General features: G+C 44.5%; 12 protein-coding genes. 10 read left to right on the top strand and 2 right to left on the bottom strand.

The genetic code is table 11. From position 1 onward, the window contains the following. Window positions 1-140: 140 nt before the first annotated feature. Window positions 141-3095: an ATP-binding protein gene (locus ACUVJL_RS28230; RefSeq protein WP_445248878.1), complete on the bottom strand. Its 2955-nt coding sequence runs from the start codon at window positions 3093-3095 to the stop codon at window positions 141-143. 388 nt (window positions 3096-3483) lie between these two features. Here ACUVJL_RS28230 and ACUVJL_RS28225 point away from each other — a divergent pair, with 388 nt between their 5' ends. Then, on the top strand, window positions 3484-4185 hold the full coding sequence (locus ACUVJL_RS28225; protein WP_445248877.1) for a polysaccharide deacetylase family protein: 702 nt from the start codon (window positions 3484-3486) through the stop codon (window positions 4183-4185). A 243-nt stretch (window positions 4186-4428) separates the two neighbouring features. On the opposite strand, the gene ACUVJL_RS28220 is transcribed toward ACUVJL_RS28225, so the two are convergent. Then, window positions 4429-5643, bottom strand: coding sequence for a lipid-A-disaccharide synthase-related protein (locus ACUVJL_RS28220; RefSeq protein ID WP_445248876.1), 1215 nt, complete (start codon window positions 5641-5643; stop codon window positions 4429-4431). A gap of 108 nt (window positions 5644-5751) precedes the next feature. On the opposite strand from ACUVJL_RS28220, the gene ACUVJL_RS28215 reads away from it, so the two are divergent. From ACUVJL_RS28215 to ACUVJL_RS28175, 9 genes are all read left to right on the top strand, one after another. Further along, complete coding sequence (locus ACUVJL_RS28215) at window positions 5752-6915, top strand: GuaB3 family IMP dehydrogenase-related protein (RefSeq protein ID WP_445248875.1); 1164 nt, start codon at window positions 5752-5754, stop codon at window positions 6913-6915. A 505-nt stretch (window positions 6916-7420) separates the two neighbouring features. Then, entirely contained in the window at window positions 7421-7744 is a 324-nt protein-coding gene (gene trxA / locus ACUVJL_RS28210) for a thioredoxin (RefSeq protein ID WP_445248874.1), read from the top strand. Between the two features lie 189 nt (window positions 7745-7933). Beyond that, entirely contained in the window at window positions 7934-9001 is a 1068-nt protein-coding gene (locus tag ACUVJL_RS28205) for an LOG family protein (RefSeq protein WP_445248873.1), read from the top strand. Window positions 9002-9317: 316 nt separating this feature from the next. Beyond that, a complete protein-coding gene (locus tag ACUVJL_RS28200) occupies window positions 9318-9920 on the top strand; it encodes a hypothetical protein (RefSeq protein WP_445248872.1) in 603 nt (200 codons plus the stop codon). 112 nt (window positions 9921-10032) lie between these two features. After that, complete coding sequence (locus ACUVJL_RS28195) at window positions 10033-11238, top strand: urease accessory protein UreH domain-containing protein (protein WP_445248871.1); 1206 nt, start codon at window positions 10033-10035, stop codon at window positions 11236-11238. Further along, window positions 11213-11686 carry a hypothetical protein gene (locus ACUVJL_RS28190; protein WP_445248870.1) on the top strand — a complete coding sequence of 158 codons (474 nt, stop codon included), beginning with the start codon at window positions 11213-11215 and terminating at the stop codon, window positions 11684-11686. The genes ACUVJL_RS28195 and ACUVJL_RS28190 overlap by 26 nt, the downstream gene beginning before the upstream one ends. A 274-nt stretch (window positions 11687-11960) precedes the next feature. Further along, window positions 11961-13403, top strand: a complete 1443-nt coding sequence (locus ACUVJL_RS28185) for a cytochrome ubiquinol oxidase subunit I (RefSeq protein WP_445248869.1) — start codon at window positions 11961-11963, stop codon at window positions 13401-13403. Window positions 13404-13411: 8 nt separating this feature from the next. Next, complete coding sequence (gene cydB / locus ACUVJL_RS28180; RefSeq protein WP_445248868.1) at window positions 13412-14425, top strand: cytochrome d ubiquinol oxidase subunit II; 1014 nt, start codon at window positions 13412-13414, stop codon at window positions 14423-14425. 618 nt (window positions 14426-15043) lie between these two features. After that, on the top strand, window positions 15044-20422 hold the full coding sequence (locus ACUVJL_RS28175) for a trifunctional serine/threonine-protein kinase/ATP-binding protein/sensor histidine kinase (RefSeq protein ID WP_445248867.1): 5379 nt from the start codon (window positions 15044-15046) through the stop codon (window positions 20420-20422). Window positions 20423-20536 lie beyond the last annotated feature (114 nt).

Below are 20536 nucleotides of genomic sequence, written 5' to 3'. Positions count from 1 at the left end.
ATCTAAGAAGGAAAATTATCCGGCTTTAAGAAGTTTAGAAAATCTTAAGGTTCTGATTTAATTTGCTTAAATGTGGTTAAAGTTAATGATTTTTAAAAGTTTTTTTTAGTTATTTAGTAATGCACAAATTTAGGTGTTTGTCAAATTAATTTAGATGCGTTTACCCTGTAAGTAGCATAGGCACAAGAAGACACAGAAGTATTCCCGTATTTGATGGATAAATTGACCTGTTTAAACGCCATTAGCGGTAGCAAGTCAGGTCTGCACAAATGGGCAGCGGACACTATATCTGATAAGATACGCATAGCTGCCAACTTATAAGGATCAGTCATCACTGGTAAGTCGATTAAGTCCTCGATTCGCTTCCCTGCTAAACTTAACTTAGTCTTCACCAGTTCAAGGAAAATATTTAATTTTGTTGGTTTTTTGGGAAAGCGAATCCCCAACAGCTTTAATACTGAAAGGGCCGTATCTATCGCTTCTAACGGTTGGTTGTGTGCTGTATAGGCTTGAATCTTGACTTCATAGACTTTCACTTTGTCCAGCAATGAAGTAGCTTGTTGAAGCACAATGTCAGCCAATTTTTCCATTTCCTCAACGTGGCCACTCAAGATAGCAGCTTCTACTGTTTCCACATAAAGTGCCAGAGTTAGGTCATACTGACGAAGCCAACTATCGGGACTCAGGCAATTTATACCAATTCTTAAGTAATTCCAGGCGGGTTTCCAAGCTGCTGATGCCTTCGCTTTTTTGCCAGCAATTAGATTTAATTGAGCAAGTTTATCTTTTTCTAACTGACCGCCAATTGCTTCAATACCGAAGTTGAGCTGATTGACAATATCAAAAATCTTTTGTTGGAGTACCTGTGGCGGTGTATTTTGTAACAACAGTTGCCCGACTTTCCAGTGAACCGCTTGCTTGTCGTCTGGGGGAATTAGGGAATAGGCGGCTTGCTGGATGCGATCGTGAGCAAATTTATAAGTAATTTTTAAGTCATTTGCCTCTCGATTGGTTTTCAGGAATTTGTAATCATCCCCAACGGGTAATATCAATCCCGCTTGAATGGCATCCCACAATTCATTAGCCGCTGCTTTTTGAGAAGTTTCATTAATAATTGAAAGCGTTTCTAAATCAAATTGGTTGCCAATACAAGCGGCTAATCGTAAAACTTTTTGTGCTGACTCTGATAAGGTTTTAATTTGAGCTGCCATGAACTCAACAACGTTATCAGTAATATTCCTAGTTATAATTGGCTCTAAATCCCAAGACCAAGCCCCAGCATTCGGATCAAAATTCAGCAATTGCTCTGTATAAAGTGACTTGAGAAACTCTTTGATAAAAAAGGGATTTCCTTGTGTCTTTTGCCACACCAACTCGGCTAATCTTTGCGTAGGGACGCACTCGGTTTTCAGCGTATCCGCAATGAATTCATTAACCAGGTTTAAATTTAAGGGTAAAAGGGAGAGATGATTAATTACTACTCCCTGTTTTTTCATCTCAGATAAAGTCAGCATAGTAGGATGAGTTGCACTGACTTCGTTATCTCGATAAGCTCCGATTACAAACAGATATTGAGTAGTAAAATCGGTCATTATCAACTGAATTAATTGCAGCGTAGCGCTGTCTGTCCATTGAAGGTCGTCTAGAAATAGGACGAGGGGATGTTCTTTTTGGCAAAAAACTTGAATAAAGTTTTGAAAAGCTAAATTAAACCGATTTCTTGCTTCTGTTGCAGGTAATTCGGGGAGGGGATTCTGTTTGCCAATAATCAGTTCCACTTCGGGGATGACATCAATAATAATTTGTCCGTTGATTCCTAATGCACGTCGAATCTTCTGTCGCCACTGTTGTAATTGGGGTTGTGTCTCGGTGAGCAATTGCCGCACCAATTCTTGGAAGGCAACGACTAAACCTTGATAGGGAATATCGCGGTGCAACTGGTCAAATTTACCTGCAATAAAGTAGCCCCTTTTTTGAGTGATGAGCTTATACAATTCCTGAACTAAAGCTGATTTCCCAATACCAGAGTATCCAGAAATTAGCATGAGTTCGGTTTGTCTTTGTACGGGCACATTTTGTGACTGAGTTGTGGTTGGGTTACTCAGGTTATTTGCTAAACCAGCCCCTACTTGTTTTTCTTCTCCCGACGCTACGCGCTCAAATGCAGTCAATAAGGACTTTATCTGTGATTCTCTTCCGTACAGTTTTTGAGGTAGTTGTAATTGAGGAGAAATGTCTTGGTATCCCAAGGAAAAAGCTTGAATTTGACCATTTCTAGATTGATCGAGACATTTTTTTAAATCTGCCTTGATTCCCCAAGCACTTTGATATCTATCTTCCGCCGTTTTTGCCATTAGCTTCATGACAATTTCTGATACCGTCAAGGGAATTTCTGGATTTATTTCATGAGGTGGAATTGGTTGTTTGGCAATATGGCAATGGACTAACTCAAGTGTATCTACGGATTGAAAAGGCAACTGGTTGGTTAGCAGTTCATAGAAAGTAATGCCAAGAGAATAAAAGTCAGTGCGATAGTCTAATGAGCGATTCATCCTGCCTGTTTGTTCTGGAGACATATAAGCTAATGTCCCTTCTAGAAGATTAGGACTTTTGAGGCTGGGATTCTCTTGGGATAGGATGGTAGATAAGCCAAAGTCAATAATTTTTAATTGTCCGGTTTGAGGATTCAAGACAATGTTAGATGGATTGATATCTTTGTGAATGACATTTTTTTGATGAACTTTGCCTAAGGCATCTGTGATTTGGATGGCTAGGTGGAGAAACTCTGGTAAAGCAAAGGGACGGTCATCCAGCAGGATTTTTAAGGACTCCCCTCCAAAATCCTCCAATAACATGACTTGTGTGTTCTCGTATTTTCGCAGTTCGTAGGCTTTAATCGTTTCCTCTAGGTTGAGACGGCGAGTGATTTCGTATTCCTGCTGATAGCGGTAGAGTTCGGCTGGTGTGGGATAATCCTCTTTGAGGAGTTTCAAAATCAAAGGTTGCTGATTTGATTTGAGGATGCCTCGGTATACGAATGAATTAGGGCTTTCGTAAATCTGGCTGAGAATTGTGATATCTGGCAGTGAAATCATGTTGGGAAGTATTGCTGCCTAAAAAAGTTGAGTATTCGGCAATTAATTTCAGTTAGAGTTAGCTTTCGTACTTGTGAACAACAGCTTTTTTTGTCTGAAGTCGAAAACGTAGAATTATCAGTAGGCAAGCCCCTCTACGAGTATAACATTTTTATTTAGCAGAATGTCAAGACTAATTTAGATGGTCTGAATTTTCAGAACTTACGCAAGTACGTTATATGTAGCGTATAACCGTACTGGCTGCAGCCTCTAGCTAGTGTGCGATCGCCAAAAATAAAAAATCTAGTGACAGAGAATAATTAATGATAAAATACCTTAAGGATTCAGCTCCCCAATTATGGTAATCTGACAACAATCCACTTTCATTCTCGATCGAGTGCGTGCAGCTATGCGAATCGGTAAAATTTTACAAAAGTTTCTGCTTTTCACCATAGCGTTATTTTTCGCAGTATCGCTGTTGATTAAAGTTACTAAATTTCACAATTATTTCGGCATCAACCGCGCGGATACCGAAGTGAAAGTTGTTGCCCTCACCTACGACGACGGGCCCTATCCTCCCTATACTAATCAGCTTTTAGATATCTTAGACCGCTATCAAGTTAAAGCAACTTTTTTTGAAATAGGCCGCAATATTGAGAAACATCCAGAAATCGTGAAAATGATTGTCGCGAGGGGAGATGAGTTGGCAAACCATTCTTACTCTCACAAAGATATGATGTTTAAACCCCGGGAATTTTTGCTGTCTGAGATTGAAAAAACAGACAAACTTTTGCAGGAAGTTGGGGTTAAGCAAGATAGTATTAGTTTTCGGCCACCTTGGGGTAGGCGATTTGTAGTTTTGTCTTATTTGCTATCCCAAATGCACAAAAAACTGATTATGTGGGATGTGGATTCCCAAGATTATGAAAAAACACTCACGGTAGAAGATATCGCAAATCGGGTGATTGAAAATGTGCGATCGGGTTCGATTGTGGTGATGCACGACGGCGGGGGCGATCGCTCAAGAACGGTAGCAGCAACCCAGATAATTGTCAAGGCTTTGCTGTCAAAAGGTTACGAATTTAAAACTGTTTCTGAGTTGTTAAAATAGAAGTAGCGTGCGTCAGCCACAATTATTTTCGCGACAAATCAACAATCTAATTATGACGCACCCGGGAATAAATGGTGCGTCATAATTAGACTTTCCGTGCGGCTTAAAAATTTCCCACCTGATATCAATTCCGGTTGTATCGGAATGATTAAACCACAGAGGGCACAGAGGACACAGAGAAAGAGAAGAGAGAGATGCATAATTCCGATGTCAACGGATTAGATATGACGCACCCTACGACAATCAATAACCAAGATAGTTTGCCACGTAATTAGCAATTTTTAGGCTGCCGCCCGATCGCCCCATTCTCTCCTTACCATTTTGAATGCAACTGGCTAAATATTTATCATCTTGCAAAGTGCGATCGACTGCCAAAGCAGCTTCCTTGATAATATGAGAATTGGCTGGTTGTGTGCCAATAACCTGCACCGAATCACCTAAAAGCCGATTTTGAGCCTCCGCAAACCGATAGGTAAATGCAGGGCCGTTTCCCGGTACTGCAATTACAGGTTTTCCCAAGCCCACAGCTTGTTCGACAGCAGTTCCAGTCATCCCAATTACTAAACTCGACTGCTGCAAAATATCGGCGAAAGCATCGGCTGAGCAAATTACTTCTAGTTGTTCTAATTTGTGTTCGCTAAAAGACTGTTTGATTGCTGGAAAAATGAGCTTTCCCGATCGGCGTTGCCATCCGGAGCGCGCCGCAATATCATCTAATTGAGGCATCAAAGCCGGAACTAAAGCTGCCGAAAACTGCACCGGTACAGTAGAGTTAGTAGCAATTTCTTTAACCAGTTCCAGGAGCAAAACGAGGTTGTTAGTGGCTTCCAGGAGGCGAGAACCGGGGAGAAGGGCGATCGTCCGAACTTGGGGCATTAACTGCAAATCTTTGCCCGTAGAAGTGAGGTTGTCCATGACAGGATTGCCGACAAACTGAGCTTTCTTTAAACCCTGTCGGTTTAAGTCAGCAGCAGTCAAAGCATCTCTAGTAAAAACAGCCAGACATTTCTGGGAGGAAAGCAACTGCCACAAGATTAAACCCAAATCGACTCGCCCCTCGTAATAACTAGAATGGGCTGATAGAAAAATTATATAGGGGCGGTTGCTGGCATGGGCGATCGCCGCCGCGACAATATCCCCAGTTGCCACCACCAAATCGCAGTGGCGCGAATGCCTCCAAACAGCCTGCAATTGCTGCCAAGTCAAAGCAATCAGCCCGGCCCCAATATCTTTGAGCAAAAACAGGGGATTCATGTAAAAAACTCCGCCTGAGGGCATTTTACTGGTAGGCCCAATAATTGGCACGGTCGATCGGCTGTAAGCAGCCCCGTCACCGACAACCGGCATCGCCGAAACATCAACATCCGCGCCAGATGCTCTCAAAGCTTTGAGAATTTGACAGTTAATCGCGTCTTCCCCGTGGCCATTGCTGAGGAAAAGTACGCCTTTCGATTTCATAAAATCCCATCAATATCAGGCTTTTTAAACTGATTTGCGCGATCGCTACCTGCCGACAGGCTACGATTTTGTTACTCTAATTTAAATACATTGTGGAAGAGAAACAGCGTGAATATTGAAATTGGGCGGGGCAAAAGTGCTCGCCGAGCTTACGGCATAGATGAAATCGCACTCGTACCAGGACAACGGACTCTCGATCCGAGTTTGGCAGATACCAAGTGGCAGATTGGCGGGATCGATCGAGAAATCCCGATTATCGCCAGCGCAATGGATGGAGTAGTCGATGTCCGCATGGCGATTTTGCTGTCGGAATTGGGAGCAATGGGCGTGCTCAACCTAGAAGGAATTCAAACCCGCTATGCCGATCCCCAGCCAATATTAGAGCGCATCGCGAGTGTCGGGAACCACGAATTTGTTTCCCTGATGCAGCAACTCTATGCCGAACCCATCAAGCCAGAATTAATCGAGCTCAGAATTAAAGAAATTAAAGCAGGAGGAGGGATTGCCGCCGTCAGCGGTACACCGGCCGCTGCGAGCAAATACGGCCGGGCGGTTGCTGAATCGGCAGCCGATATATTTTTTGTGCAAGCAACAGTAGTCTCGACAGCTTTCCTTTCCCCTGAATCTATCGCGCCTCTAGACTTAACTCAATTTTGTCAAGAGATGCCGATACCAGTAATTTTGGGCAACTGCGTCACCTACGAAGTCGCCCTCAATTTAATGAAAACCGGCGCCGCGGGCATCCTCGTGGGCATTGGGCCGGGTGCTGCTTGCACGTCTAGAGGCGTATTGGGTGTCGGCGTTCCCCAAGCCACAGCGGTAGCAGACTGTGCAGCCGCGCGGGACGACTACTATCGCGAAACTGGCAAATACGTGTCGGTGATTGCTGACGGCGGTTTAATTACCGGCGGCGATATCTGCAAGTGCATTGCCTGCGGTGCCGATGGAGTGATGATTGGTTCGCCCTTTGCCAGGGCCGCCGAAGCTCCCGGCCGCGGCTTTCACTGGGGGATGGCGACTCCCAGCCCGGTTTTGCCGCGCGGCACTCGCATTCGCGTGGGGACTACGGGCACTGTGGAGCAAATTTTGCGCGGGCCGGCCCTCCTAGATGACGGTACGCACAACTTGCTCGGAGCTCTGAAAACTAGCATGGGCACCCTGGGCGCTAAGGATCTTAAGGAGATGCAGCAAGTGGAAGTGGTAATTGCTCCTTCTCTGCTGACTGAGGGTAAAGTCTATCAAAAAGCTCAGCAGTTGGGCATGGGTAAGTAGATTTACTGACTGAATACCAGGGTACCTTGACAAGATTTGTTCAAGAGTCTCGAAATTTACAGAATGTTGTGGAATTATCGAGAAGTAGGTGTCACAATATAAGAAGCGGAGACGAAGGTTTCCGTTCACTCCTCACACCACACTCCGCCCGGACTACTGTTCGGGCGGTTCCTTTTTTACCCAAACCTTCGGTCTTATTTACTAGGTACAGAGCAGAGGCTGTTAGCTCCGGATTGTTGGGGAGAGTGGTTCGGGAGTGAGTGGGGGAATAGTTTTAAATGTTGAGCTAAAAGTATTTCTAATTCTGCGTTCTACCCGGTCTCCCTGTGCCTTGAGTCGATCGCCCTCAACCTCGATCGGTTCAATCCGTTACATCGGTTCAATCCGTTACATCCGTTACAACATCTGTTGTCGAACTTCGTACTGTTAAAATCGTTGACGCAAGTGGTTACACTTTTTGCTAAACTTGTTATCCGAGAAATAGTATTTACAAGGATGGCTAGGGATGTCAGCAGCCGCGCAAGTAACCGACTCTACCTTTAAGCAGGAAGTGATCGATAGCGAAGTTTTAGTTCTAGTGGATTTTTGGGCTCCTTGGTGCGGGCCCTGTCGGATGGTGGCCCCCGTCGTAGACGAAATTGCCCAGCAATATGAAGGGCAGGTGAAGGTAGTAAAAGTTAATACCGACGAGAATCCTCAGGTGGCCAGTCAATACGGTATCCGCAGCATTCCGACGCTGATGATATTTAAGGGCGGTCAACGGGTGGATATGGTGGTTGGGGCAGTTCCGAAAACTACTCTGGCAAACACTCTGGAAAAGTACATTTAACTAAACTGCGAGCGGTTTCGCGCTGTTCTTTTTGGGCCGCGAAAGCTAACTTGCTTCAGAACCGGGGCAAAGCTACTGGAAAAGTTATTAGATCCCAGCAGGGCAATTTGCTGGTCGCTATTGGCTTCTAAGTTTGGCTTGCCCCTTAATTTTTAGTAGCGACAAATTGTTACCGTTTCGGAAAAATTCATGATTCCTTCTGGGCCTGGTCAAGGTTTTGAGTCCCTCCAAGCTGAATTGATCGATTTAATCGATCGCTTCCCAATGTTGAAGCACTCTGAGTGGATCCAACGATCGCTCTCTACTATAGTGCAAATGGCCGGAGAGGATCTCGATCGCCTAGACTGGAAGATTATTGCCGCGTCGCTCCGAGATATGGAGAGCGCTTTTGAGCTGTTTTCTCCTTACCGCCACGTTCGCAAAATTGTGATTTTTGGTTCGGCGAGGGTGTCACCGCAATCGGCAGAATATTTGATGGCCAGAGACTTTGCTCGGGCGATGGCCGAGCAGGGGTTTATGGTGATTACTGGTGGCGGTGGCGGGATTATGCAGGCGGGGAACGAGGGGGCGACTGCTGAACGTTCTTTTGGGCTCAACATTCAGTTGCCTTTTGAGCAGAGTTCTAATCCTTTTATTGCGGGCGATCACAAATTGCTCAATTTTAAATATTTTTTCACTCGCAAATTATTTTTTCTCCGCCAGAGCGATGCTTTGGCTCTGTTTCCGGGCGGTTTCGGCACTCTGGACGAGGCTTTTGAGTGTCTGACTTTGACTCAAACGGGCAAGTTCGGGCCGGCTCCTGTGGTATTGATCGATCGACCGGGAGGAGATTATTGGCTTGATTGGAATATTTTTGTGCAAAAACAATTGCGGAGCCGGGGTTTTATTTCAGCCGACGATCGCAGCCTGTATACGATTACTGACGATATAAATGTCGCTTGCGAGGCGATCGGTAGTTTTTATCTGGTTTATCACTCCTGCCGCTACGTGCGCGAAAAATTGGTAATTCGCTTGAAAACAGAGCTTTCTGAGGAGAATGTCGATCGGCTAAATGCTGATTTTAGCGATATTGTTGTCACCGGAAAAATTGAAAAAAGTCAAGCTTTGCCTCCGGAAATAGGAGATGCAACTTTCGAGCTGCCGCGCCTAGTTTTGCATTTTAACCAGCGGGATTTGGGGCGGCTTTATCAGCTAATTGCTGCTATAAATCAAATGGGTGCAGCTTCGCCAGCGGCGACGCATCCAGCACAAAAGTAGTCATTAGTCATTAGTCATTAGTTATTAGTCATTAGTTATTAGTCATTAGTCATTAGTTATTAGTCATTAGTCATTAGTTATTAGACTTGTAGAGTGCGTCAGGATTGCGTTAGAGAGCGATTATTAAGGGTTTAGACCTCAGACGCACCATACTATATAGCGGTTCTCAAAAAAGTGAGGTATGCCCTATCCCCTATGCCCACGGAGGCCTATGCCCACGGAGGCCTATGCCCATGAGTACCTCATCTTTCGCTCGAAAGGCTATATCTGTCAGTTGCGTAAGTCCTAAGAAAGTAAAAAAATAAGGTTAAAATTTATGACTTACAGCGATTTTAGTTTGGCAAGCGTCAAAAAAGCTTTGAATTTAACGATTTCGCCGAGGCAAGATTTGTTTTCGGCCGTACCTGCTTTAGAATGCAGCAATCATTTAACAGAAACTTTAGCTTATAATGTTCCTTTTGCTCTGGCAAGTAATACGGAAAAATCACGCTCAGAAATGATTATTACGCCGATTTTACTGGAACTTACCAAACAGTTTCCCGATCGCATTAGTTTGTTTTCTGGAGTCGATTTTACGGTTGACAGCGACTTGGGATTAAACGGCAGTTGCGATTTTCTGATTAGTCGATCGGTAGAGTTCCTGATTGTTAGCGCCCCGGCGATTTTAATCGTTGAGGCTAAAAAGGAAAATATTAATGCTGGGTTGGGTCAGTGCGTAGCGGAAATGTATGCAGCTCAACTGTTTAACGAACGGGAGGGAAATCAGGTATCGAGGATTTATGGGGTTGTGACAACGGGAGAAATTTGGAAGTTTTTAATGCTGGAAGGGCAATCAGTTCAAATAGATTTATTGGAGTATTTTTTGAATCAGGTCGATAAAATTTTGGGAATTTTAGCGATCGGCATTCAAAATGGGTAATTGGGCGAAGCTCCGGGATGGGGCATGGGCCAAACAGGGCATTGGATAATAGGTCAGCAGTAAAAACAAATCTAAAATCTAAAATCTAAAATCTAAAATCGGATGACTCAAGATGCTAGACCTGCTGCTAATTGCAATTTTGGGATTTCTCGGCAGTTTCGGTCACTGCGCCGGGATGTGCGGCCCGCTGACAATGGCGTTTTCTCTTTCTAATTCCCGCAACGATAAATTAGCTGCTTTCCGCTTTCATTTGCTGCTAAATTTGGGGAGAATTGCTGCTTACGCTTTGGTTGGTGCTGCAATTGGCGGACTGGGTTCGGTGTTAATTGCTGGCGGACTTTTGGCCGGCACGGGTAGCGAATTGCGCCGCGCGATCGCACTTCTGACGGGCACGATGCTGATTTGGTTCGGAGTAGTGCAAATTCAACCGAACTTGCTGCCGCGATTGCCGCTGCTGCACCCCATGTCGCACGATCGAGTCGGACAAGCAATGAGCAAGCTTTCGGCGCAAAAAAACTCGTGGGTGCCGGTTGGTTTGGGTTTGCTTTGGGGTTTGATTCCCTGCGGTTTCCTCTACGCGGCGCAGATTAAGGCGGCGGAAACCGGAAACCCGGTTTTGGGTGCCGCGACAATGCTGGCCTTCGGACTCGGCACCCTGCCAACAATGCTGGGAGTGGGTTTTTTTGCTGGCAGATTGAGCGCAAACAGGCGGAGTCAACTGTTTCGGATGGGTGGGTGGGTGACGGTGGCGATCGGGATTATTACCTTGCTGCGAACCGATGAAATGGTCGATTTTACCGGCCACGCAGCGCTGCTGTGCTTGATGCTGGCACTGTTGGCGCGTCCCGTTAGCAAGTTTTTGCCGCAACTGCTGCGCTACCGCCGCGCCTTGGGTGTAGGCGCGTTTGTCCTAGCAGTCGCCCACACGTTTCATATGCTGGATCATACGCTGCAATGGAATTTTGATGCTGTGTCTTTCATGTTGCCGCAGCATCAGTTGGGAATGGCTGCTGGGATGCTGTCGCTGCTGTTGATGGTACCCGCGGCGGTTACAAGTGTCGATCGCATTCAAAATTTTTTAGGCAAGCTGTGGCGAATGCTTCACCTGTTAAGCGTTCCAGCTTTCCTGCTGTGCGCTGTACACGCGGCACTCATCGGTTCCCACTATCTCGGCGGCTTTGAATGGAAGTTGCACAATCAACTGCTGAGTGCCGTGTTAGCGGTGGTTGCGGTGTTAGTTCTGTTTGTGCGATCGCGTTTATTTTGGTCAATTTTATCACTGGAGAAGTTCTATGTTTCGCCTGTCAAACAAAAGTAAAAGTTTGGGATTGTTAGTTTTTTTGGGATTGCTAGTTGAAGCAGCAATTCCCAGTGCGCCGCAGTTAAACTCGATTTCAGTTTTAGCGCACGAAGTCGAAGTATCCGGAGATGTAGCCGCTACCTTTCACCTAGAACCAAACCACAACCCCCGCGCCGGACAGCCTGCAAGAGTGTGGTTTGCCCTAACTCGCAGGGGAGGTCAAATTATCCCCCTAGAGCAGTGTAATTGCAAATTAGGGGTTTATCTGAAAGATCGCAAAGAAGGGGATAAGCCGCTAATGCAACCGCCTTTGAAAGCAATCTCTGCGGAGCGTTACAAAGGCATTCCTGGAGCTGATATAGTGTTTCCCAAGCCTGGAATTTACGAACTTGAATTTAGCGGAACAGCCCAAAATAAAGCTAATTTTAAACCCTTTAAACTGACTTATACAGTCACAGTTAGCTAAGATAATCTTTCCATCACCGAACATAAATCTTGTAGGGGCGGGTTCACCGACAATAAATGCCTAAAACCCACAATCTCATCAACCCGCCCCCACCCAACGGCAAATCATAATCTACCTATTTTAACATACAAAAAAATACAACCGAAATCTGTATAAAACCTTAAAACTTGCCAACTCTACAAAATGTCACAATTTTTTACACTACATTATAACCAGTGTCAATTCTTGAAATTATCCAACCTAACCTCTCTTGAACTGACCCAAGGACATAACCATGGATATCTTATCTAACACCGTGGCGCTATCGCGGATGCAATTTGCGCTAACCGCCATATTCCATATGCTGTGGCCAGTTCTGACTACTGGAATGGGGATTTATCTGGTAATTGTTGAAGGAATGTGGTTGAAAACTCGCAATCCCGACTACTACCATCACGCTCGGTTTTGGTCTAAACTATACGTCCTCAACTTCGGTATTGGAGTAGCTTCAGGAATTCCAATGGAATTTCAATTTGGCACGAATTGGGCACCATTTTCTGAAGCAGTTGGTGACTTTTTTGGCAGCATTTTGGGATTTGAAGCTTCAATGGCATTTATGCTAGAAGCCGGCTTTTTAGGAATTATGCTGTTTGGTTGGGAGCGCGTTAACCCGATCATCCATTATTTCGCTACAATCATGGTAGCCTTCGGCGCTAACCTATCCACAGTTTGGATTTTAGTCGCTAACTCTTGGCTGCAAACTCCTGCCGGGGGAGAAATGGTCAATGGCAAGTTTATTGTCAGCGATTACTTTCAAGCAATTATGAACCCGTTCGCATTAAACAGCATACTCCATATGTTTTTTGCGACGTTAGAAACTTCGCTGTTTGTCATTGGCGGCATTAGCGCTTGGTACATTCTCAATAAGCGCAACCCAGCCTTTTTTTCCAAGTCTTTAAAAATTGCCATAGCGACAGCAATCGCCGTTGCACCTTTGCAGATATACATCGGACATTTGAGCGCCGAACAAGTTTATCACTATCAACCCACTAAATTAGCAGCAATCGAAGCTAAGTGGGAAACCTCACCAGCGGGAGATTCAGCAGATTGGACTTTGCTAGCTTTGCCTAATGAAAAAGCCCAAAAAAATGAGTGGGAAATTAGCGTACCCAATGGCTTAGGATACGTTCTGGAATTCAAACAAAAACTCTCCGAACCCGTACTCGGTTTAAAGGAATGGAAGCCAGAAGATAGACCCCGGATGGTGGGTTTAATCTACTATTGTTTCCGCATCATGTCCGGCATTGGATTCTTCTTTCTAGGACTGATGCTGTTCAGTATAATTCAGTGGATGCGAGGCAAACTTGCTGCTGAAAATATCGGCAGTCAACCTTGGCTGATGCGCGCTTGGGTATTAGCTGCTCCCCTGGGATATATTGCTGTAGAATCCGGTTGGATTGTCCGCTGTGTCGGCAGACAACCGTGGGCTTTATACGGGCAAATTCGCACTGCTGACGCGGTGTCAAACATCCCCGCCAGCAATGTTTTAACTTCTCTTAGTTTCTTTGCAGTTATTTACAGCTTTTTGTTTGTTTGTGCCTTGTATTTTGGCAGCCGAATTATCCGCCAAGGCCCTAATTTAACTCTGCCAGTGCCTGGTTTAGACAATCAACCCGCAATCGAAAGTCAACCCGCAGAACACATTCCCGATCAACGTCCCGTAGAAGCACAACAATAGGAGATTTTATGCAAGCTTTGGAGCATTTTCTCCCGCAAGTTTGGTTCGTAATTTTAGGTATCTTTCTCTTGCTCTACGTCATGCTAGACGGTTTTGACCTAGGAGTAGGAATCTTGTCTCTAACTGCTGACGACGAGGAACGCAGGGGCATTTTAATGACCAGTTTGGGCAACGTTTGGGACGCTAACGAAACGTGGCTGGTTTTAATGGGAGGCGCTTTATTTGGCGCATTTCCCCTCGCTTACGGCACGATTTTGACAGCGCTGTACATACCGATTTGCATGATGCTTTTTGGTTTGATATTTCGGGCTGTGGCCTTTGAATTTCGCGAGCATTCTAATCGCAAATTATTCTGGAATTATGCCTTTGGTGCTGGCAGTTTTTTAGCAGCTTTAGCTCAAGGATTTGCCTTGGGTGCGGTGCTCGAAGGCATTGCGGTTGACGAAGCCGGTCACTTTGTGGGTACTACTTGGGACTGGCTGGATTGGCGATCGATATTGGTTGCTTTGACGCTGATTCAAGGGTATGTTTTGATCGGTTCAACCTATCTAATTATGAAAACGGAGGGCGAACTGCAAACAAATCACTACCGCACGGCTAAAATTGCAGCGGTGACGACTTTAATCGGAGCAGTTTTAATTACGATCGCCACTCCGGTTTTTTATGAAAGTACGAGAGCGAGGTTGTTCGAGAAACCGCTAGTTTATATCTTTGCTGCTATTCCGTTGCTGGGAGTGCTGTTTGTGGGGCTGCTGCTGAAAAGTCTCGCCAACAAAGAAGAACGGACGCCGTTTATCTGGACGATTCTGATTTTTCTGCTGAGTTTTATCGGCTTGGGGTTGATTGTTTTTCCCTACATTATCCCTACCCAAATCACGATTTACCAAGCCGCAGCTTCGCCCAGCGCGCTGGTGTTTATGATTGTGTTCATGGGCTTTCTGCTCCCGATTATGATTTTTTACAACATCTATAATTATGTTGTGTTTCGGGGTAAGGTTGCCGGCGGCCACTACGGGGAATAAAGAATAATAAAACTGCAGAAGCAGGCGAATATACGCAGATAATATTAACTCTATATCGGGGTTTATCTGCGTATATTTGCGGACAAATTACAGATTATTGTTTTCTGATACCATCACACACAACTTACGCAACAATACTCTACATAGCGTAAATAGTGCGGAGTAGGCAAAGGAACTAATTTAGGATTAGCTTTTGCACGTCATGCGCTTTGAGATTTGGGATTTGAGATGGCTCCCACGGATGAGTCCGGGAGCTTGCGATCGGGATGCAGAGCTTTTTTCAAAGATCCACGGATGAATCCAAGGGATTGTGACCAAAGTGCTTTCGGTCAAATAAGAGTTGAGAAACATGGGAAAAAATTACAGTTAATTCTGTCCATCGCCAGGTTGCAAAGTTTGCGATCCCCATCTTTGTCAAATAATAAAATATAATGGAATAGAAGGGAATGTTTTAATTTCACTGTTGTATAACCATACTGCGGAAATTTTTTGATTGCCAACCGTAGAATAAGGGTTTCAAAGCTCCAAGGCAATCCAGCTACTAACGAAAAATCGAGGGTGTCACACTACGAACTAAAAACTGTCCGGACTATTGGTATAAGAGAGGATTAACAGGTTATGGATGCGATCGCAAATTTGTCAGGTTATCTGATTACGGAGAAACTTTATGTAGGTACACGTACCCTAGTCTATCGAGGCATCCGTACCCGTGACCAATACCCAGTCGTCGTCAAACTTCTCCGAAACGAATACCCCACCTTCAACGAGCTCGTCCAGTTTCGCAACCAATATACCATTGCCAAAAATCTCGACTTCCCTCACCTCGTCAAAGCCCTGACGCTGGAAGTATACCAGAATAGCTATGTCCTAGTAATGGAGGACTTTGGCGGAGTCTCCCTATCTACTTATCTCAAAACCGCAACAAATGAAACCAAACCATCTCAAGCTTTACCTTTAGCAGAATTTCTCCAACTCGCCATACAACTAACAGACATTATTCACTATCTCTACCAAAAGCGAGTCATTCACAAAGATATTAAACCCGCTAATATTCTCATTAATCCAGACACAAAGCAAATTCAACTAATTGACTTTAGTATTGCATCCCTCCTACCACGAGAAACTCAAGAAATTCAGAATCCCAATATTTTAGAAGGCACATTAGCCTATCTCTCCCCCGAACAAACAGGACGGATGAATCGAGGCATTGACTATCGTAGTGACTTTTATTCCCTGGGTGTGACTTTTTATGAATTGTTGACAGGAAAGTTACCATTTATCTCGGATGACCCGATGAAATTGGTGCATTGTCACCTCGCTAAACACTCGATACCGATCCATCTAATTAATCCTGAAATCCCCTTGATATTATCGCAACTTGTCAGTAAGCTGATGGCAAAAGATGCCGAAAAGCGCTATCAAAGTGCATTAGGACTCAAGCACGATTTAGAGATTTGTTTAGTTCAGTTACAAAATACAGCCAAAATAGAATTTTTTGAACTTGGAAAGCGAGATATTAGCGATCGCTTTACTATCCCCGAAAAGCTCTACGGTAGAAAAAAAGAAGTTGCTCAACTATTAGCTGCCTTTGAGCGAGTCAGCCTGGGAGCAACGGAAATGATGCTAGTAGCAGGTTTTTCTGGAATTGGGAAAACCGTTGTTGTCAATGAAGTTCATAAACCCATTGTCCGTCAGCGCGGTTATTTTATCAAAGGCAAATACGATCAATTTCAACGCAACATTCCCTTCAGTGCCTTTGTGCAAGCCTTCCGCGACTTAATGGGTCAACTGCTATCAGAATCGGATATCCAACTGCAAACATGGAAAACCCAGATTTTAGCAGCAGTGGGAGACAACGGACAAGTCTTGATTGACGTGATTCCTGAGTTAGAACGTATAATTGGCGAGCAACTTCCTGCAACAGAATTGTTAGGAAGTGCCGCCCAAAATCGCTTTAATCTCCTCATGCAGAAATTTGTGCAAGTTTTCACCAGTAAAGAACATCCTTTAGTGCTGTTTTTGGATGACTTGCAGTGGGCGGATTCAGCCTCTCTGAATTTGCTACAATTATTGATGATGGATACTGGATATTTATTAGTATTGGGGGCCTATCGAGATAATGAAGTTTCGCCAGTGCATCCATTTATCTTAACAGTCGATGAGATAGTTAAAACTGGGGCAACAGTGAATACGATTACTTTGCAAGCGTTAAGCGAACCAGATATGAATTTGTTGGTGGCGGATACGCTGAATTGTGAATCATCCCTTGCCCAACCTTTGACAAAATTAGTCTATCAAAAAACTCAGGGAAATCCTTTCTTTGCCACTCAGTTTCTCAAGGCATTACATGACGATCAGCTAATTAGTTTTAATTGGGATATTCGGCATTGGCAGTGTGATATTTCCCAAGTCAAAGCCTTAGCTATCACTGATGATGTCGTTGAATTCATGGCTTTGCAATTGCAGAAGCTGCCCAGAGAAACTCAGGATGTTCTCACATTAGCTGCTTGTATAGGAGCGCAGTTTGATTTGAATACGTTAGTAATTGTCAGTGAGAAATCTGCTGGAATGACGGCTACGGCTTTATGGAAAGCATTGCAGGAAGGTTTGGTGATTCCCACGACCAAAATCTATAAGTTCTTTACGGAATCGGATAGTGATGAATTTTTCAAGGCTTCAGCTAATCCAACTTATCGATTTTTACACGATCGCGTCCAGCAAGCCGCATATTCGCTAATTCCAGATTCACAGAAAAAAGCAACTCATCTCAAAATTGGACAGTTACTCCAGCAAAATTGCGCCGAGATAGAGCAAGAGGAAAAACTGTTTGATATTGTCGGGCATTTGAATCGAGGAATTGAGTTAATCGTCCAACCGAGCGAACGAGAAGCCTTAGCTAAACTAAACTTGGCAGCCGGTTGTAAAGCCCGAAATTCTACCGCCTACACGGCAGCCAGAGTTTATCTACAAGTGGGGGTTGAGCTACTAAGGGCCAACTGCTGGCAAAGCCAGTATGAATTGACTCTGAACCTCTATGTTGCTGCTGCTGAAGCCGCCTATTTGAATGCTGACTTTGATGCCATGGAACAGATGGCAGCACGGGTGTTACAGAATGCACAGACAATCTTAGACAAAATCAAAATTTACGAAATTCAAATCGTCGCACAGACAGCACAAAGCAAGACGTTAGAAGCGATTGCAGTAGCCAGAGATGCACTCTGGCAATTGGGGGTTGAACTCCCCACCGAAGCTGATGAAGGCAAGATTGGTAAAGCGCTACAAAGCCTGGCGGACCAACTAAGCGGCAGAACGATTGAGGAACTGGTGGATCTGCCTGTGATGAGCGATCCTCAGACTCAGGCAGCTATGCCAATATTGGCCATGTTATTTGCACCCATTCTCCAGGGAATCCCAGGCTTAGTGCCCCTACTTAGCTCCACGATGGTAAGTTTATCGCTCTCCTTTGGGAATGCACCCGCATCGACTGTGGGCTATGCGATTCACGGACTGGTGTTAAGTGCCTTTTTGGGAGAGGCAAAAATTGGCTATAGCTTTGGTAAATTGGCACTCTCATTGCTCGATCGGGTCAATGCACGAGAATTTAAGTGCATTACTCATAATATGTTTGGGGCATTTATTCAGCATCATCAAAATGCTATGACGGCAGGGATACCAACGCTGAAAGAGGGCTTTATAGCTGGCATGGAAACTGGCGATTTTCTTAACGCTGGCTACAACATAGCTACTTACAGCTACATCAACTTTTTCGGTGGGGTAGAACTGGATACTTGGGAACCGGAACTTGCAGTTTACAGTGCTACCTTGGCTCAGGTGAAGCAATATTCTGCTCGGACTTATTTGCATATGGAGCTGCAGATGTTGCAGAACTTGAGGGAAGTAGTGAATCAGCCGAATTGCTTAATCGGCCAGGCCTATGATGAAACGGTGATGATTCCTAAGCACTATCAGGATCGTGAATTCAGTGCGATCGCCCTTGTCTACATTTACAAGCTGCTGCTTGCCTATTCCTTTGGTAATTATCCGGCTGCTCTCAACTACATTACCCCAGCCAAAGAGTGTGTGATGGCAGTATCGGGATTAATTCTTGTTCCCATTTTCCATTTTTATGCAGCCTTGACGTACCTAGCACTGTTTCCTAAACAGCCAGAAACCGAGCAAGCTTCCATTCTTGCCCAGGTGGAAACCCATCAAACCACTCTGCATCACTGGGCGCAAAATGCTCCCATGAATTATTTACATAAGTGGTACTTAGTTGAAGCAGAACGGCAGCGGGTTTTGGGTTACAAGGCAGAGGCACTTGAAATGTACGATCGCGCCATCCGACTAGCTCAAGATCATAAATTCATCAACGAAGAAGCCCTCGCCAACGAACTAGCAGGGAAATTCTACTTGGAATGGGGCCAAGAAAAAGTAGCTCAAGCCTACATGATTGAAGCCTATTATTGTTATGCCCGATGGGGAGCTCAAGCCAAAATAGACGATTTGGAAAAACGTTATCCTCGCCTACTCCGTATTATCCTTAAGCAAGCTCCATCCTTTACTTCGTTTAAGGAAACGATCGCCCTGGGAACGATTACTTCTACTCACTCTTCTAGCACTAACGCGGAATTTCTAGATTTGCCTACTCTGATCCAAGCCTCTCAAACCCTTTCTGGGGAGATTGAAATAGATAAACTCCTGACTGCTCTTTTAAAAATATCCCTCGCGAATGCTGGGGCAACTAAGTGTGTCTTATTGCTCAAACAAGAACAGTATTTACAGGTAGTGGCTCTTGTAGAAGAGGGACAGGAACCTGAGCTATTACCATCAATACCGCTAGAATCAAGTCAGGACGTAGCGATTAGTTTGGTCAATACTGTCAAGCGTAGTTTGAAAGCTTTGGTAATAGTTAATGCTCGGGTAAGTCCCCAGGTTGCTGGCGATATTTACATTCAAAAACACCAGCCTAAAAGTATTCTTTGTATTCCTATTCTTAATCAAGGGCAGTTGATTGGGATTTTATACCTGGAAAATAACCTGACGGTTGGGGCGTTTACGAGCGATCGCATAGAAGTGCTAAATCTGCTGGCTTCTCAAGCTGCTATTTCCTTAGAAAATGCCCGTTTGTATCAAGAATCTCAACAAGCATTTACCCATCTCAAACAAGCACAATTAAAAATAGTTCAAAGCGAAAAGATGTCAGCATTGGGAAACTTAGTGGCTGGGGTTGCTCACGAAATTAATAATCCGGTTGGTTTTCTGGTTGGTAATATTCAACCCGCCTTAGATTATATCAAAGATTTGTTTGGATTGCTCGATTTGTATCAACAAAAATATCCCCAACTCGATCCAGAGATTCAAGAGGAAATCGAGAACATCGATCTTGACTACATCCGGGAAGATTTACCGAAATTAATAGGTTCGATGCGGGAAGGCGTGAAGCGGATTCGGGATATTAGTACCAGTCTACGGACATTCTCCCGTGCCGATACTAACTATCCCGTAGCTTGCAATATCCACGATGGCATCGATAGCACCATTATGATCCTGAAACATCGCCTCAAGGCTAACGACACTCGTCCAGAAATCAAAGTGATTAGGGAATACGGGAATTTGCCAAAAGTTGAGTGTTATGCCGGACAGTTGAACCAAGTATTTATGAATTTGTTAAGTAATGCGATTGATGCTTTGGAGGAATTAAATCAAGGACTACCTTATGCAGAAATCGCCAATCAAATTACTATTAAAACAGAATTTGATGGGGACAAAAAACAAGCGATTATTCGCATTAAAGATAACGGTGTGGGCATTGATGAGGGAGTGCGAGAGAAGATTTTTGATGATTTATTTACTACCAAGGAAGTAGGGAAAGGCACGGGGTTGGGATTGGCGATCGCACGGCACATTGTAGTTGAGAAACACGGCGGTACAATAGAGGTAAATTCTGTATTGAGAGAAGGGACGGAGTTTATTATTTTCTTGCCCGTGAAAGGATAAAAATATCTGGATAGATGGCAATCTTTTTCTTCACAAGTGAAAAATAATAAAAGCGGTAGAGTTCGTCTGCTAGGGAATATCCCAGTTCTATACTCCGGATACTTGACAAAGAAA

The organism is Microcoleus sp. OTE_8_concoct_300 (assembly GCF_031383065.1).
Lineage (GTDB): Bacteria > Cyanobacteriota > Cyanobacteriia > Cyanobacteriales > Microcoleaceae > Microcoleus.
This window is presented reverse-complemented; position numbering and strand designations above follow the sequence as displayed.